The organism is Actinoallomurus liliacearum, from assembly GCF_039542035.1.
In the GTDB taxonomy this organism is placed as follows: domain Bacteria; phylum Actinomycetota; class Actinomycetes; order Streptosporangiales; family Streptosporangiaceae; genus Actinoallomurus; species Actinoallomurus liliacearum.
The window spans coordinates 26,082-41,553 of the sequence record NZ_BAABHJ010000037.1 but is presented as its reverse complement, the minus strand read 5'-3'; the positions used below and the strand labels follow the sequence as shown (position 1 = coordinate 41,553).

At 73.4% G+C, this 15,472-nt stretch carries 14 protein-coding genes; 3 read left to right on the top strand and 11 right to left on the bottom strand.

Annotated elements, in window-relative coordinates; translation table 11 throughout:
* Nucleotides 1–90: 90 nt before the first annotated feature.
* From ABD978_RS36920 to ABD978_RS36880, 9 genes are all read right to left on the bottom strand, one after another.
* Nucleotides 91–1,134: a class I mannose-6-phosphate isomerase gene (locus ABD978_RS36920; RefSeq protein ID WP_345365054.1), complete on the bottom strand. Its 1,044-nt coding sequence runs from the start codon at nucleotides 1,132–1,134 to the stop codon at nucleotides 91–93.
* A 206-nt stretch (nucleotides 1,135–1,340) separates the two neighbouring features.
* Complete coding sequence (gene bglX / locus ABD978_RS36915; RefSeq protein ID WP_345365053.1) at nucleotides 1,341–3,647, bottom strand: beta-glucosidase BglX; 2,307 nt, start codon at nucleotides 3,645–3,647, stop codon at nucleotides 1,341–1,343.
* 270 nt (nucleotides 3,648–3,917) lie between these two features.
* Nucleotides 3,918–4,862 (bottom strand): alpha/beta hydrolase, encoded by a 945-nt coding sequence (locus ABD978_RS36910; protein WP_345365051.1) that lies wholly within the window; start codon nucleotides 4,860–4,862, stop codon nucleotides 3,918–3,920.
* 164 nt (nucleotides 4,863–5,026) lie between these two features.
* On the bottom strand, nucleotides 5,027–6,223 hold the full coding sequence (locus tag ABD978_RS36905) for a M20 family metallopeptidase (RefSeq protein ID WP_345365049.1): 1,197 nt from the start codon (nucleotides 6,221–6,223) through the stop codon (nucleotides 5,027–5,029).
* Nucleotides 6,220–7,248: a ketopantoate reductase family protein gene (locus ABD978_RS36900; RefSeq protein ID WP_345365047.1), complete on the bottom strand. Its 1,029-nt coding sequence runs from the start codon at nucleotides 7,246–7,248 to the stop codon at nucleotides 6,220–6,222. Before ABD978_RS36900 ends, ABD978_RS36905 begins: the two co-directional genes overlap by 4 nt.
* A complete protein-coding gene (locus ABD978_RS36895; RefSeq protein WP_345365045.1) occupies nucleotides 7,245–8,054 on the bottom strand; it encodes an SDR family NAD(P)-dependent oxidoreductase in 810 nt (269 codons plus the stop codon). The genes ABD978_RS36900 and ABD978_RS36895 overlap by 4 nt, the downstream gene beginning before the upstream one ends.
* A complete protein-coding gene (locus ABD978_RS36890; protein WP_345365043.1) occupies nucleotides 8,051–9,445 on the bottom strand; it encodes an MFS transporter in 1,395 nt (464 codons plus the stop codon). Before ABD978_RS36890 ends, ABD978_RS36895 begins: the two co-directional genes overlap by 4 nt.
* Nucleotides 9,442–10,368: a polysaccharide deacetylase family protein gene (locus ABD978_RS36885; protein WP_345365041.1), complete on the bottom strand. Its 927-nt coding sequence runs from the start codon at nucleotides 10,366–10,368 to the stop codon at nucleotides 9,442–9,444. Before ABD978_RS36885 ends, ABD978_RS36890 begins: the two co-directional genes overlap by 4 nt.
* On the bottom strand, nucleotides 10,365–11,393 hold the full coding sequence (locus tag ABD978_RS36880; protein WP_345365039.1) for an Lrp/AsnC family transcriptional regulator: 1,029 nt from the start codon (nucleotides 11,391–11,393) through the stop codon (nucleotides 10,365–10,367). The genes ABD978_RS36885 and ABD978_RS36880 overlap by 4 nt, the downstream gene beginning before the upstream one ends.
* Before the next feature lie 454 nt (nucleotides 11,394–11,847).
* Here ABD978_RS36880 and ABD978_RS36875 point away from each other — a divergent pair, with 454 nt between their 5' ends.
* The gene (locus ABD978_RS36875) at nucleotides 11,848–12,768 is read left to right on the top strand and encodes a ferritin family protein (RefSeq protein WP_345365037.1); all 921 of its coding nucleotides are present in this window, start codon (nucleotides 11,848–11,850) and stop codon (nucleotides 12,766–12,768) included.
* Between the two features lie 92 nt (nucleotides 12,769–12,860).
* A complete protein-coding gene (locus tag ABD978_RS36870) occupies nucleotides 12,861–13,304 on the top strand; it encodes a pyridoxamine 5'-phosphate oxidase family protein (RefSeq protein ID WP_345365035.1) in 444 nt (147 codons plus the stop codon).
* 87 nt (nucleotides 13,305–13,391) lie between these two features.
* Here the strand turns inward: ABD978_RS36870 and ABD978_RS36865 are convergent, their stop codons facing one another.
* Together ABD978_RS36865 and ABD978_RS36860 are read right to left on the bottom strand one after the other, a co-directional pair.
* Complete coding sequence (locus ABD978_RS36865; RefSeq protein WP_345365033.1) at nucleotides 13,392–13,877, bottom strand: hydrogenase maturation protease; 486 nt, start codon at nucleotides 13,875–13,877, stop codon at nucleotides 13,392–13,394.
* A complete protein-coding gene (locus tag ABD978_RS36860; RefSeq protein ID WP_345365031.1) occupies nucleotides 13,874–14,551 on the bottom strand; it encodes a hypothetical protein in 678 nt (225 codons plus the stop codon). Before ABD978_RS36860 ends, ABD978_RS36865 begins: the two co-directional genes overlap by 4 nt.
* 224 nt (nucleotides 14,552–14,775) lie before the next feature.
* On the opposite strand from ABD978_RS36860, the gene ABD978_RS36855 reads away from it, so the two are divergent.
* Nucleotides 14,776–15,450 carry an MFS transporter gene (locus ABD978_RS36855; RefSeq protein ID WP_345365029.1) on the top strand — a complete coding sequence of 225 codons (675 nt, stop codon included), beginning with the start codon at nucleotides 14,776–14,778 and terminating at the stop codon, nucleotides 15,448–15,450.
* Nucleotides 15,451–15,472: the final 22 nt, after the last annotated feature.

Sequence of the window (15,472 nt, the reverse complement as noted above, 5' to 3'; positions counted from 1 at the left end):
GGAGTCGCTCGCCCCAAGCGAGGATCAACCAACACGGCCAAAACGACCAACGTTGGTTGACGCGGCACTAGATCCTTCCCGCGTGGGAGGTCAGGCGCCGTCGCCGGGCGTGTCGTACGGCGGACGGCAGCGGATCGCCCGCAGGTCGCCCCGGAGGGCGCAGTGCCCGGCGGCGTACGGGACGAGAAGCGTCTGGCCGGAGCGGACCGCGAGCCGGTCGCCGTGTTCGGGGTCCAGCTCGCCGGCCCCTTCCGTGATGACGACCACCGAGAAGGCCGGGTCGAGCACGCCGACCGGGTCCGGCCGGACGCGCTCGGCGGCGAAGAAGGGGTCGGCCGCCCCCGGGAAGAGCCGGTCGACCCCGGGCCGGATGCCGCGGCCGGCGCGGTCCGCGCCGCGCACCGCGTCGATCCGGCGGTCGTCCCACGCGGAACGGTCCACGCAGCCGAGCGCGGCGTCGTAGCCGAGCCCCAGGTGACCGGCCTCGGCGTCGACGTCGTAGCCCTCCCACTCCAGCAGCACCGAGAAGTCGGTCGGCTCCTGGACCTCCACCAGCAGGATGTCCGCGCCGATGGCGTGCGGAACGCCGGCCGGGCAGACGATCGCGTCGCCGGGACGGACGGGAATCCGGTTGGTGGCGGCCAGCATCTCCCCGGTCCGCTGCTCGGCCGCCCACCGGCGCAGTTCGCCGGCGGCGACGTCCCGCCGGAACCCCAGGTGCACGGCCGCCTCCGGAGCCGCGTCGACGATCACCCACGCCTCGGTCTTGCCGTACGGCGAGGCCAGGTGGGCGGTGGCGAACGCGCGGTCCGGGTGCACGTGGACCGGGAGGCGCTCCCCGGCGTCGAGGAGCTTGACCAGGATGGCCGGGTCGGCGCCGTGCCGGGCGAGGTGCGCGGGGCCGAGCCACGCCTCCGGGTCCTCGGCGACGGCGGTGGCCAGCGGTCGTCCGTCGGGCAGCGTCGTGAGCCCGGCGGGCGCCGCCCCGTGCCGCGCGGTGACCGAACCCACCCAGTCCTCGGGGAAGTACGGATCCGCGTCGGCGGGCGTCGGCGTGTCGCGGAACCGGCCGATACGCCCGGCGCCCCGGTAGAACGAACGCGGCATGTTCGGCGGGAGCACGACGGGTCGCACGGGTCTCTCCTACGGTCGGGCCGCGGCGTCCGGGGTCGGCCCGCGGCCGGTGAAAGCGCTCACTCGTCAGCCTGCCACGTGCGCGATCGGCGGCGCCCGGCGGCCCGGTCAGCGGCCGGCGCGGAAGTGGTCGACTCCGGTGACCGGGCCGATGGCGCGTTCCGGGATCGGGCAGGCCGAGCGTGCGGCGGCACGGGCGGGCGCCCTCATCGCGCGGTGACCTCGAACGAGCCGTGCAGGCCGCCGGTGGAGCTCGTTCCCGCGTACACGTCGATGGTGCCGGGCTCGACGACGAACCGGCCGCCGTTGTCGTAGTAGCCGACGTCGTTCCGGCGGAGGGTGAACGTCACGGTCCTGCTCTCGCCGGGCCGGAGCGTGACGCGCTCGAACCCGCGCAGCCGGCGGACGGGCTGTTCGACGCTCGCGACCGGGTCGTGGAGGTAGAGCTGCACGACCTCGTCACCGGTGCGGCCTCCGGTGTTCCGCACCCGGACCGAGGCGGTGACGGTGCCGTTCGGCGCCATCGTCGCCGAGCTCAGCCTGAGGCCGGAGAGCGCGAACGTCGTGTAGCTGAGGCCGTACCCGAACGGGTAAAGCGGGTCGCAGCTCGGCAGGTCGCGGTACCGCGAGCCGTACTTGGTGTTCGGGTCGCAGGGGCGGCCGGTCGGGTCGTGGTCGTAGTAGATCGGCACCTGCCCGATCACGCGGGGGAAGGTGACCGGCAGCTTGCCTCCGGGGTTCACCTTGCCGAACAGCACGTCGGCGACCGCGTTGCCGGCCTGGACGCCGGGGAACCACGCCTCCAGGATCGCCGGGGCGCTCGCGGCGACCTTCGACAGCGTCAGCGGCCGGCCGTTGAACAGGACGACGACGAACGGCTTGCCGGTCGCCTTGATCCGATCGATCAGCTCCTGCTGCCTGCCGGGCAGGTCGAGGTCGCTGCGGGATGCCGCCTCGCCGCTCTGCCCCCGTGTCTCGCCGAGGGCGAGTACGACCTGGTCGGCGGCCTCGGCCGCCGCGACCGCCTTCGGGAAGTCCGCGTCGGACCCGCACTCGTCGGCGGGCGTGACGTCCGGCGGATCCTTGTCGATCATCTGGCAGGCCTGGGTGAAGGTGGTCTTCGGGTGCTGCGCCTTGATGCCCTCGTAGACCGAGACGGCGTCCTGGTCGCGGCCCTGCCCCCACCATGGGCCGAGCATGTCGTGCCGGTCGTCGCCGAGCGGGCCGATCACGGCCGTCGACTTCGACGGGTCGAGCGGCAGTGTGCCGCCGTCGTTCTTCAGCAGCACCATCGACCGCCCGGCCGCCTGGCGCGCGGCGGCGACGGCGTCGGGCCGGAGCTGCGCCGCCTCGGCCTTGCCCGGGTCGACGTACGGGTGGTCGAACAGGCCCGCACGGAACTTCACGCGCAGGATCCGCCGTACGGCGTCGTCGACGCGGGCCGTCGAGATCCGGTGCTGGGCGAGCAGCTCCTTGCCGTAGTCGCGGATGTTGGTGCTGACCATCTCCGAGTCGGTGCCGGAGTTGAGCGCGAGGGCGGCGGCGCCGGGACCGTCGGCGGCGACGCCGTGGCCGCACGGTCCGCTGTCCGGCGTCTTGGGCGGGCAGGCGCGCATCTCCGCGACCGCGGTGTAGTCGCTCTCGATGAAGCCGTCGAAGCCCCACTCGCGTTTGAGGATGTCGGTCTCGGTGTGGCCGTCGCCGCAGCCCGGTGAGCCGTTGATGTCGTTGAACGAGCACATCACCGTGTCCGCGCCGGCGTCGATCGCCGCCTTGAACGGCGGCAGGTACATGTTGCGCAGCCGCTGCTCGGACAGGTCGGTCGTGTTGTAGTCACGGCCGCCCTCCGGCTGGCCGTACGCCGCGAAGTGCTTGGGACTCGTGACGACCTTGTCGGGGGCGCTGTAGTCGCCGCCCTGCGCGGCCTTGACGCGGGCCGCCGCGAACACCGAGCCGAGGTACGGGTCCTCCCCCGCGCCTTCGGCGATACGTCCCCAGCGCGGCTCGTGGGAGACGTCGACCATCGGGCCGTAGATCTGCTTGATCCCCACCGCGGCGGTCTCGCGCGCGGCGTACGTGTCGTCGGCGGTGACGACGCCCGGGTCGAAGCTGCTCGCCGCGCCGAGCGGGGCCGGGAAGATGGTGCGGTACCCGTGAATCGTGTCGTAGGCGAACAGGATCGGGATGTGCAGCCGCGACTGCTCGACGGCGACGTGCTGCAGGTGGTCGATCTTCTGCGGGTCGGTGAGGCTGAACACTCCGCCGACGCCCTTCTTGGCGTCCTCGTCGGTCACCTGGCCGTCGGAGAGCAGCTGGAGCTGCTGCAGCTTCTCGTCGAGCGTCATCCGCGCCAGCAGGGCGTTCACCCGGGCCTCGACGGTCGCGTTCGGGGCGGTGCGCGTCGGCCGCATCGCGGCCTCGTCGCTGGACTGCGGGGTGGCGGACACCGCGCCTCCGGCGAGCGGGGTCAGCATCGCCAGCGCCGCGATCAGCGCCGTCGTCCTTCGTCGCATTCGTATCTCCCGGCGATCGCCGGTATCAAATCCCCACGATATGCCGCAGTCAAGGATCGGTTAAGGACCGCCCGTAACAACGCCATGTCAAGGCGTGCTCGCGTGGCCACAGGTGGCCGCGCGAGCACCGCCTTCAGCGAACCGGAGCCCGGCCGCGCCAGGAATCCGGCACGTCCCGAGCCCGGCCACGGCAGGAGCCCGGCACCTCAGAAGCCCGGCACCTCAGAAGCCCGGCACGTCAGGAGCCGGCCGCGGCGGAGCCCGGCCGTGTCAGGTGCCGATGGCGCGGGCGACAAACTCGCGCTGGCGGGCCAATTCTCGCTCGGCGACCGTCAGCGGGAAGCCGACGAAACCGTGCGGCGCCTCCGCGACGACCTCGAGTTCCGTCTCGTTGCCGGCGGCCCGCCAGCGCGCCTCCATGAACAGAGTGTCGTCCAGCAGCGGATCCTGGGTTCCGACGACGAATCGGGCCGGCGGCAGCCCGGAAAGGCCGGCGTACAGCGGGGAGACGTCCGGGGAGCGGCGCTCTTCGAGACTCATCCCGGGCAGGAACTTGCCGGTGAACCACTGGAGGACGGGCGTCGACAGGGCCAGGTTCCGCTCGCCCCAACTGCGCTGGCTCGGCGTCATCGACAGGTCGTAGGCGCCGAAGGTCAGCTGGGCCGCGCGGAAGGCGCTCGCCGCGTCGCCCAGCCGCAGCAGCGTGACGGCGGCGAGATGCGCGCCGGCCGACTCGCCGCCGATGACCAGCCGCTCGGCGCCGAACTCCCGGCCGGCGGCGGCGATGAGCCAGCGCGCGGCGTCCTCGCAGTCGTCCGGGCCGCTCGGATAGGGGTGCTCGGGAGCGAGCCGGTAGTCGACGCTGACCACCGCGACGCCGGCCTCGGTGGCGAGCCGCCAGAGCGTGGGATCCTGGGAGTCGGCCGTGCCGAGGGTCCAGCCGCCGCCGTGGAAGTGCAGGTAGACGCCCCGCACCTCGGTAGGAGTGAACACCCGCACCGGGATCTCACCGGCGCGCCCGGGGATCGTGCGGGCGCTGCCCTCGGCGAGCCGCTCGGGCGCGGCGAACGGTCCTTCTCCGCGAGCGCGGGCCGCCCGGGTCGCCGGCGGATCGTCGACCTCGTGCAGTTGCGGACCGGCGGCGTACAAGGCGGCGAGCCTGTCGTTGAACGCGCGGGTCTCCGCCGCGACGTCCGTTCCTGTGGTGACCAGCATGCGGCCATCGTCCCGTAACGGACCGGCGGACGGACCTCCGGCCCGGTGCGATCACTCCGCCGCCCGGCGGATCCGCCGTCTGCCGTTTCTCCCCCCGGGCCGGCCGCCGGGCGTGACGGCCGGGCGGCCCAGGGCTCCTGTCGCGCGGCCCGCCGGAGGCCGGGTCACCCGGCCGCGGGCAGGTCCGCGCCGCCGTCGGCGAGCGAGGTGAGCACGGCGGCCGCCAGGGCGGAGCGCTCGATCATGCCGGGCACGGTGGCGTGCTCGTGCCGGGCGTGGGCGCCCCCGCCGACGGCGCCGAACCCGTCGAGCACCGGGACGCCGAGCGCGGCCGCGAAGTTGCCGTCGCTGGCACCGCCGACCGCGGTCTCCCGCAGGTCCAACCCGAGCGTCGCGGCCAGTGCCCGGGCCCGCTCGTACAGGCCGGCCACGGCGGGCGTCCGGGTCATGACCGGGCGGTTCCAGCCCCCGTCCAGCCGTACCGTCACCCGCGGGTCGGCCGGCCGCCACGCGGTCAGCGCCCGCTCGACCCGCGCGGCCTCGGCCTCGTCGGCGACGCGCACGTCGAGGTGGGCGCGGGCCGACCCCGCCGTCACGTTGGGGCGGGTACCGCCGGCGATCACGCCGACGTTCACGGTCGTGCCCGCCGCGACGTCCGTCAGCGCGGTCGCCGCGGTGACGAACTCCGCGAGCGCCGTCACCGCGCTGGCACCGGCCGTGGGATCCAGGCCCGCGTGCGCCTCGATCCCGGTCAGCGTCACGTCGAACAGGCCCACGCCCTTCCGCGCGGTCTTGACGGCGCCGTCGGCGCTCGCCTCGAACACGAGCACGGCGGCGGCGTCGCGGCAGCACTCCTCGATCACCGGGCGGGACGCCGGGCTGCCGATCTCCTCGTCGCCGTTCAGGACGAACCGCACGGGCGGGCAGGCCAGCCCGCCCGTGCGGATCGCGCGCAGCGCCCAGACCGCCTGGACGAGGCCGGCCTTCATGTCGAACACGCCCGGACCGCGGATCACCTCACCGTCCACGCCGAACGGCAGTTCGGCGAGAGTGCCGACCGGCCACACCGTGTCGTAGTGCGCGAGGATCAGCACCGTCCCCGCACCGGCCCCGGCGCCGGTTCCCGGGTAGTCCAGGACGACCGTGTCACCGTGGGGAGCACCGGGCTCGGTGCGCGCGGACGCCGGCGCGCCCAGGCGACGCTCGATCCAGGAGACCACCCAGTCCCGGCCGGCCGCGAGGGCGACGGGGTCGTCGCTGGGGGTCTCCAGCCGGACGTACTCCTCCAGGTCCCGGAGCATGTCGCCGACGCCGTCGCGGACCCACTCCACCAGCGCCGTCGAGGTCGTCGGAGCGCTCATCGGACCTCCCGCTCGGCGACGGCGTCGAGCAGTTCGACGCGCTTCTCGGACATGGTGGCGACGTCGGCCTCGACCTCGGCGAGCTGGCTGAGCAGGACCCGCAGGACGGGCACGTCGATCCGGTGCCGGTCGGCGGCGGCGAGCACGGGCGCGTACTGGGTCGGGATCTCGGTCGCGCGGCGACGCACCACGATGTCGCGCCAGATACCGCTCCTGGTCTTGGTCTGCGTGCGCAGCCACGCCACCAGGCGGTCGGTCGCGGCGGCGGCCTTCTCCGGGTCCGCGCCGTCGGTGTACGCCGAGGGCTCGAACGCGTCGAACGGCTCCAGGGTGATCCCCTCGGCGGCCGCGACGGCGAGGACCTCACGGGCCAGTTCGTGCGCGGCCGGCCGGTGCCGGTCCAGCAGGTCGCCCATCGTGTCGTCGGCCAGCGCGGTCGCGGTCAGCATGGCGCCGAAGCCCAGCTTGGCCCAGAGATACCCGGCGACGTTGCCGGTGACCGTGACCGGCCCCCACGCGCCCAGGTCGGCCGCCAGGTCGCGCACCCGCGCGGAGGGAGCGCCGTCCATCTCCCCGATCGCGATGGCGCCCGCGCCGCCGTCGTTGATCACGCCCGGGGCGACCACGTCGGCGAACAGGTCGACGAAGGCGCCGACCGTGCGTTCGGCGCCGACGTACTCCGCGATCAGCTCCTCGTTCAGGCCGTTCTGCAGGCTGGCGACGTAGCCGTCCGCGGCGAGCCTGCCGGCGAGCCACTCGGCGGCGGTCCGGGTGGCCTGGGCCTTGACCGCTAGCAGCACCCGGCCGAGCGGCGCGCTCACCTGCTCGAGGGTGTACGCCGCGGCGACCGGCTGCGGGGTCCGCACGCCGTCGCGTTCGAGGATGATCCCGTTTCGGGCGATCGCCGCCACGTGATCCGGGTCGGCGTCCACGACGGTCACCGGATGTCCCGCCCCGGCCAGGTGCCAGGCGAGGGTGCCGCCGATCGCGCCCGCGCCCACGACGGTGTACTCCCGAGAACTCACGCTTTCGCTCCTTCGTTGTCGTCGATTCCGGTCCCCGGCGCCTGGACGTCGGTGAGCCCGGGCCAGTGCGCGGGCAGCGTGGTCGTTCCCGCGGACGCGCCGCCGTCGACCCGCAGGATCGAGCCGGTGACCCATTCGGCGGCCGGCGAGACGAGCCAGCGGACCGCCGCGGCGATGTCGTCCGGCCGCCCGCGCCGACCGAGCGGGTTGACCGAGACGGCGGCGGCGTACTCCTCGGTCACCGGGTTGGCCGCGCTGTCGACTGTGACGAACCCTGGGCTGACCGCGTTCACCCTGATGCCGGCGCCGCCGAGCTCGACGGCCGCGGCCTTCGTCAGCATCTCCAGCGCCGCCTTCGACGTGCTGTAGTGGGCCGCGCCGGGCCGGGCGCGCAGGGCCGCCCCGGAGCTGATGTTGACGACGCTGCCGGGCCGGCCCGCCGCGACGGCCAGTTCGGCGTACGCGCGGGTGGCCAGCATGGGCGCCCGCACGTTCACCGCCTGGACGCGGTCCCACAGCTCCGCGTCCAGGTCGAGGAAGGGACGGGCCGGGTAGATGCCGGCGGCGTTGACGAGCGCGTCCAGGGGCCCGCCGGACTCCCATGCCCGCCGTACGACGTCCTCCGGCGCCTCCGGATCGGCCAGGTCCGCGACGATGGGCGTCGCGGCGAGGCCCGACAGGGACGCGCGGAGCGGAGCCTCCCGCAGGTCCACCCCGGTGACCGTCCAGCCGTCCGCCGCGAACGAGGCCGCGACGGCGGCGCCGATGCCACTCGCCGCGCCGGTTACGAGGACGTGCGGGCTCATTCGAGCTCCTTTCCCTTGGTCTCGGGCATCGTGGCGTAGACGACGACGCCGATGGCCGCCGCGATCGCGGTGTAGATCCAGACCCGGTCGCGGTGCCCGTGCGTGGCCAGCCACGTCGTGACGTAGGGCGCCGTGCCGCCGAAGAGGGCGACGGCCAGGGCGTAGGGCAGGCCGATCCCGGTGGTGCGCACCTCGGCCGGGAACTGCTCGGCCATGACGACCGCGCAGTTGGCCGAGTACCCGACCAGGAAGAACATCCCGGCCAGCTCGACGACCAGCAGCGACCAGAAGCCGCCCCCGACGAGCTGGAACGACGGCCACGACAGCAGCAGGAAGCCGGCGGCGAAGACGGTCATCGTCGGCTTGCGGCCGAACCGGTCCGACAGCATCCCGCCGAACGGCAGCATCACGAGGAAGACGATGATCGCCAGCGTGTTGGCCAGGAAGGCGCGACTGAGCGGCACGTCCTCGGCGGCGTGCGCGTAGCCGGGCATGTAGCTGACCCAGATGTAGTAGAGCAGCGTGCCCGCGATGGTGATGGCCACGACGCGCCACGCGGCTCGCGGATGCTTCTTCACCATGTCCCGGAGCGGCCTCGGCCGGGCGTCGCCTTCACGGCTCCGGGCGACCTCGACGAACGCGTCGGTCTCCTCGACGGCGGTCCGCAGCCACAGGCCGACGAGCCCGAGCAGCCCGCCGACGGCGAACGCGGCGCGCCAGCCCCACGTCGTCAACGCCCCGTCGCTCAGTGTGCTGGTGAGGAGGGTGCCGAGCAGGGAGGCGATCAGCGTGCCGGCGCCGACGGACACCTGCTGCCACGATCCGACGAATGCCCGCCGGCCCGGCGCCGCCGACTCGATGAGGAAGGCGGAGGAGGTGCCGAACTCGCCGCCGGCCGAGAAGCCCTGCACCAGGCGGGCGATGACGAGCACCGCCGGGGCGGCGATGCCGATGGCGCTGTACGGCGGGCAGACCGCGACCACGAGGGCCGCGACCGCCATCATCGAGATCGTCAGTGTCATACCCGCCTTGCGGCCCCGCCGGTCGGCGAAACCCCCAAGCACCGCCGCGCCGATCGGCCGCATCCCGAATCCGACGGCGAAGACCGCCAGGGTCGCCAGCAGGTCCGCCGTCTTGTCGCCCTTGGGGAAGAACTGCGTCGCGAAGATCGGCGCGAACGCCGAGTAGACCGCCCAGTCGACCCACTCGACGGTGTTGCCGACGGCCCCGGCGACGACCGCCCGGCGCTGCTTGGCGGTCATCCGCACCGTCCGCCCGCCCGCCGCGGCGGCGGTCGTCCCTTCGCGGGAATGCGTGAGACGGGCGCCCTCCTTCGTCGGAGGAGTGACCAGAGGCGCTGCGTTACCGATTCGCTCGCTTCGCTCGCTCATGCGCCCGGCTCCTGCCGCTCGGTGTCCGGCTGAGCCGTGAGTGCGGTGCGGACGTGTTCGACGATCTGGGCGTGGGTGGCGAACCAGACGTCGCCGAAGCCGCCGATGTAGGACAGCAGCTCGGTGAGCACCACCATCCGCGAGCGGTGCCCGATGATGTGCGGGTGCATCGTGAGCTGGAACAGGCCGCCCTCGACACGGGCGGCGTCGAACTCGTCGCACCACAGCCGCAGCACCTCGCGTGGCGGCGTGTACGGGCGCAGTGAGCCGTACCGCTCCATCATGAAGTACGGGGCGTCGTCGCGGATCCACTCGACCGGGAGCTCGACGATTCCGGTCGGCTCGCCGTCCGCGAGGAGCTCGTAGCACTCGTCGTCGGCCATCAGGGACGAGTCGTAGACGAGCCCGGTCTCACGGATGATCGCCAGGGTGCTGTCGGAGAAGTCCCACGAGGGGGTGCGCACCCCGACCGGGCGTACGCCGGTGACCTCCTCGAGGGTGTCCAGGGCGCGGACGGCGAGGGTGCGCTCGTCCTCCGGCGACAGCAGCATGTTCCGCTCATGGATCCAGCCGTGCGCGGCGATCTCATGGCCGGCCGCGACGTAGTCGCGGGCCTCCTCCGGATGCAGCAGCGCGGACACCGCCGGCATGAAGAAGGTGGCCGGCACCCCGTGCTTCTCGAGGGCGGCCAGGATCCGCGGCGCGGCGACCCGTGAGCCGTACTCGCCCTGGGAGAGCTTGCCGGGCCGGGTCTCTTTCTCCCGCAGGGGGATGGTCTCGTGGTCGGAGTCGAACGACAGCGCCACCGCGACCGTCGCCCCGCCGGGCCACGGCGGTGCGAGCCGGCGGCCGGCCCGCACCCGGTTCACATGGCCGCGCCAGGTCGCCTCATCCCACTGCCAGGGTTCGATCGTTGCGTTCAACGGCCACTCCTTTCTTTCCGGGGCTCGGCCGGCCGCTCGGGCGCGGTCGGCACCCAGGCGCGCTTCAGCGTTTCGAGCTGCAGGGTCGTGTCGGCGCGCCGCACACCCGGCAGGGCGCCGACGACGTCGGTCATGAAGCCGTAGAGGTCGGCGAAGTGCCGGAGGGACACCTGCCCGCAGAGGTTGAACCGGCCGGCGGTCGCCGACAGGTACTTGACGCCGGGCCGGGAGGCCAGCTCACGCCCGGCGGCCGCGAGGAAGGCCGGCTCGACGTCGAGCCAGAGCATGAACTCGACGGCGAAGCCGAGGAGCACCGGCTCGACCAACGTGCGGAATCGCAGGCAGCCGCGCTCGACCATCGAGTCGATGCGGCGCGCCACGGTCGACTCGCTGACGCCGACCCGGCCGGCCAGCTCCTTGACGGGCAGCCGGCCGTCCTCTCCGAGCTCGGCCGCGATGGCCAGCTCCAGATCGTCGAGCCGGTCCGGCGGCCGCTCCCACACCTGGTCCTCGAAGGGACGCACCGGCTCGGGGCGGAGCATCGCGGCGGCGTCCGGGTCGAGCAGGCCCGGATCCCAGTCGTGCGCGGCGGTGAACGTCCGCATCACGGTGAACGTCTCGCTCTCGGTGAGCTGATCCTGTGCCGGCATGTCCCGCGCCAGCAGCTGGGTCAGGTGACGGTGGGTCGGCACCACGAACTCGGCGACCGCGTCGGCGGCGCCGGTCACGACCGCCACGAAACGCGCCTCCGGCCGTGCCGCCAGGCAGGCGGCGACGCTCTCGGCGGTCCCCGGCCGGCACGACACCCGGGTCAGGACCGGAACCCCGAGCCCGCAGCGGAGCACGTCGACCACGCCGATGACGCGGGCCGCACCGCGCTCTCGCAGCGCGGCGAAGCGCCGCTGCGCCGTCGACTCGCTCACGCCGGCGGCGCGCGCCACGACGTGCCAGGGGGCGCGGCCGTCCAGTTGCAACGCCGCCATCAGGAGGCGGTCCACCTCGCCGAGCGGCTCTTCATCGACCATCGCCCCATCGTGGCCGACGGATTCCAGCAGCGCAAGCCCCAGCTTGGGGGAATCCAGCAATCATGCATGATCTCTGCGGTTTTCCATCACACCCCCTCGCGCGCGGCAGCACGCGGCTCCGCCTGCCGCAGGTTCGGCCGGTGGCGCCACGGTCACCGGCGCCGTCGCGTTCCCGGCCGGGCCGTTCTCGCCCTGCGCGGGGACACGCCGGGAGCATCCCCAAGCCCCGGCAAACGGGATCAATGGGGACACCCACGCACAAGGCATGGCGGCGGAGAGCGTCCGCACGAACGGCAAAGCATGCCGCAGGCCAGGTGACCGTTTTCGGATAGATGTCCGGCATGGAGCGCCTCGCTGGGTAGCCACTTCTTCAAGGCCGCTGAACGTCTTCCGTCCGGCGAGGAGGTCCTTCCATGAACCCTTTTCGACGCGTGCGCTGTTCGTCGGCGCGTTCGTGATCACACTGGGAGCCCCGGCGAGCGGCGCCTTCGCCGCCTCGGCCGTCTCCTCCGCACCGTCGGCCCGCGCGGCGGTCGACCCGCCGGCGCCGCAGACGCGGGCCGACCTCGCACAATCGATGCGCGGTGAGGCGTACGCCAACGCCTCCTACCGGTTGTACGCCGAACAGGCCCGGCGGGAGGGGCTGCCGTCCGTGGCGCGTCTCTTCGAGCACACCGCCGACATCGAACTGAACGAGCACTTCGCGTCGGGGGCCGCGCTGAGCGGCCAGGTGAAGGACGACGCGGCCAACCTGCGCGACGCGATCGCCGGCGAGCACTACGAGTCTCGTCAGATGTACCCCGGCTTCGCCCGGGAGGCCGAGAGCGCCGGCGACACCGCCGCGGCGGATCGCTTCACGGAGATCGCCGGCGACGAGGCGAAACACGCCCGCGCCTTCGGCACGGCCCTCGGTGTCGCCGAGAGCGGGCGCGGGAGCGTCCCCACGGCGCCGGAGGTCCACCCGGTGACGGTCACGGCCGGTGCGCCCAAGGTCCAGGCGCAGCGGACGAAGGAGAACCTCGACAGGGCGATCCACGGCGAGGCGCTGGCGTACGCCAAGTACCGCCTGTACGGGGAGCACGCCCAGGACCCGGCCGTGGGACGACTGTTCCGGGGCACCGGCGAGGTCGAGTTGCACGAGCACCTCCCCGAGTCCGCGAATCTGGCCGGGCTCGTCGGCACGACGCACGAGAACCTGACCAAGGCGATCACCGGTGAGCGCTACGAGTCCGAGACGATGTACCCGACCTTCGCCGAGCGCGCCAAGGCGGCGGGCGACGCCGAGGCGGCCCGGGCCTTCTCGCACAACGCCGACGACGAGGCCGGGCACGCCCGTTCCTTCGAGCAGGCCCGCGAGCGGCTGTCGGGTTCCTGACCCGTCCGGCCGACGGTTACCTCCGCGCGGTCACGGGGAGAATCCGATCGTGATCCGTACCTCGCCCGCGACGACCGCGCACGGGGTCGCCCATGGCTGAGCAGAGGGTGACCGAGCAGCTCGACGAGACCGAGTGCCTGCGGCTGATCTCAGCCGGCGGCGTCGGCCGGATCGCCTACAGCGGCAGGTACGGTCCCGCGGTGCTCCCGGTCAACTACACGCTCTTCGAGGGATCGATCGTCTTCCGCACGGCGCCGGGCAGTCCGATGGACGAGGACCTGCGAACGGGCATCTCCGACGCCGAGTACCAGGTGGCCTTCGAGATCGACGAGATCGACATGGCGGCCCGGGAGGGCTGGAGCGTCCTCATCCAGGGGTCCGCCCATCACGTGGACGACGAGGCGGAGCGCGCGTCGCTGAGCCGGGCGGGCGTCGAACCGTGGCCCGGTGGAGAGCGGGAGCTGTTCCTCCGCGTCGTCCCGAGCCGCATCACCGGCCGCCGCATCCGGCGCGCCGACCGGCCGGCGTCCGGATAGGCGACTGGTCCATCCCATCACCGGTGCGCCGTCGTGCGCCGACCACAGGTCCGCAGGAGGCCGGTCCGGCCGGAGCGTCCGGTCCGCTCAGCCGGTGGAGCCGTCCTGGTCGGGCCGGGGTCGCTCGCGGTGCCGCGCCATCTGCCGGGCGAGAGCGGCGATCCGCTCGGCGACCTCCGTGACGGCACGCCGCACCGGGGGGCTCAGGCCGGCGCCGAAGCCGAAGTCCACGCCCTCGATGCCGTAGACGCGCAGGCCATGGGGCATCCGGTCCAGGACCCGGCCCAGCTCGGCGGCCAGGCCGAGGCTCATGCCGTGGCAGCTCGTGTCGGCGTGCGACGCGGCGGGAAGATCGGTGGCCTCGTGGACGTGTCCCGGGCCGCAGCTGGGCGAGACCGCGTCGACCACCACGGCGAGGTCCTCGCCGGCCCACAGGTCCATGACGCAGGTGGGCTCACCGTCGCAGGTCACGAGCCGGACGTCCGGCGGGAATCGACCGCGCAGCTCATCGACCACCGCCAGGCCGGCTGCGTCGTCCCGCCGCAGTTCGCTGCCCACCCCGATGACGATCATGATCGGACGACCTTCAGGTCGAGGAAGTGCGCCGTGCAGGAGACGCACGGGTCGTAGCTGCGGATCGTCCGTTCGCACGCCGAGGTGAGCGCCTCGTCGTCGAAGTCCAGGCGATCCCGCACCAGACGGCGCAGGTCCTCCTCGATCGCGTGGACGATCTCGACGGCGCGTACGACGATGCTCTGGAACGGGTTCCTGCACTGCGGCCCGAGCCCGGCGTCGGCGGCGGCCTCGTGCGCCAGCGGCGAGAGGCGGTCGCGGTTCAGCGCGAACCGCGCCAGCGGCCCGGTGAGGTACCGGCCGCCGTGCACCAGCCGGAAGTGCCGGGCGGTGGAGTTCGGGACGTGGTGCTCTTCGATCTCGTCCTCGAAGTCCGCGACCTCGAACGCGGCGCCCGTGGTGGTCCGTGGCGTGCCACGCTCGAGCGGGTACTCCTCGCCGGTCAGGGCCAGGAGCTCGTGGTCGAACGTCAGGTCGGGGAAGTCGAAGCCGGCCACCCAGCGAGCCGTGGCCAGCGCGTCATCGAGGGCCCGGCCGAGCCGCGTCACGAGTCCGCGCAGCTCCCTCGGGCTCGGGACCTGGTGGAAGCCGCCGACCCGCACGTACATCGCGCCCTCGCCCTCCACCCGTGCGAGGGCGCCGATGTTCAGAATCCGCTCATGCCTGTGGGTCATCCGGCATCTCCGCAATTCGGCCGGGCCCGCTCCCGGCCGCCGCGCGGCTGACCGCGCCGAGCCGACGCACCTCCTCGGGCGCACGCCTCCTCTTCAGCCTCGCCACGTGGTCCTTCCTACGGGGAGGGCCCAAAGTCCCCTCTGGCCGGGGCTCTCGGTCCTGTCATCCATTCGACGGTACCGGCACCGCGGGAGTCTTCCTCGGCGGCGTCATCACCCAGTGGTTGAGCTGGCCCTGGGTGTTCATCGTCTACATTCCGATCGGCCTGATCAGCCTGGCCCTCGTCCCGGCGCTGCTGCCCAGGGTCCCCGGCCGCCGGGCCGGCGTCGACCTGCTCGGCGCCGCGGCCGTGACCGGCGGCCTGGCCCTGGCCGTCTATGCGATCGTGCTGGCGCCCGAGCACGGATGGACGGCGGCCGCCACGCTCGGGGAACTCAGCCGCCTCATCGCCCGGTTCGGCCCCAGACCGCTCATCGTCACGGGGCTGGTCGTCCTCGCCGCCGGCCTGGGAGTCCTGTCCACCGTCCACCCGCACGGCGGTTTCGTCACCGACGTGCTGCCCGGTTCGCTGATCTCCGCCGTCGGCATGGCGCTGGTGTTCATCCCGGCCACCATGGCGGCCATCGGCGGCGTGGCACCGGAGCAGGGCGGGCCGGCCTCCGGCATCGTCAACACCACCTACCAGATCGGCTCGGCCGTCGGCCTGGCCGTCATGACCGCCATCGCCACCTCCCACGGCGCGGGCGCCCTCGGCGACCCACAGGCCCTCACCCACGGCTTCCAGGCGGCCTTCATCGGCGCCGCCGGCGTCGCACTCGCCGGTGCGCTGCTCGGCCTGGCCACCCTCCGCGCGCCCAAGCCCGTGCCTGAGCCCGAACGCGAGGCCGTCGGCGCCTGACGGGTCTCCCGAGCCGCGACGG

Coding starts and splice junctions, on each gene's coding strand:
- ABD978_RS36890 (WP_345365043.1), bottom strand. CDS start 9,445: ATGAGCGAGCGAAGCGAGCGAATCGGTAACGCAGCGCCTCTGGTCACT.
- ABD978_RS36895 (WP_345365045.1), bottom strand. CDS start 8,054: ATGAGCCCGCACGTCCTCGTAACCGGCGCGGCGAGTGGCATCGGCGCC.
- ABD978_RS36910 (WP_345365051.1), bottom strand. CDS start 4,862: ATGCTGGTCACCACAGGAACGGACGTCGCGGCGGAGACCCGCGCGTTC.
- ABD978_RS36865 (WP_345365033.1), bottom strand. CDS start 13,877: ATGATCGTCATCGGGGTGGGCAGCGAACTGCGGCGGGACGACGCAGCC.
- ABD978_RS36880 (WP_345365039.1), bottom strand. CDS start 11,393: ATGGTCGATGAAGAGCCGCTCGGCGAGGTGGACCGCCTCCTGATGGCG.
- bglX (WP_345365053.1), bottom strand. CDS start 3,647: ATGCGACGAAGGACGACGGCGCTGATCGCGGCGCTGGCGATGCTGACC.
- ABD978_RS36905 (WP_345365049.1), bottom strand. CDS start 6,223: ATGAGCGCTCCGACGACCTCGACGGCGCTGGTGGAGTGGGTCCGCGAC.
- ABD978_RS36870 (WP_345365035.1), top strand. CDS start 12,861: ATGGCTGAGCAGAGGGTGACCGAGCAGCTCGACGAGACCGAGTGCCTG.
- ABD978_RS36860 (WP_345365031.1), bottom strand. CDS start 14,551: ATGACCCACAGGCATGAGCGGATTCTGAACATCGGCGCCCTCGCACGG.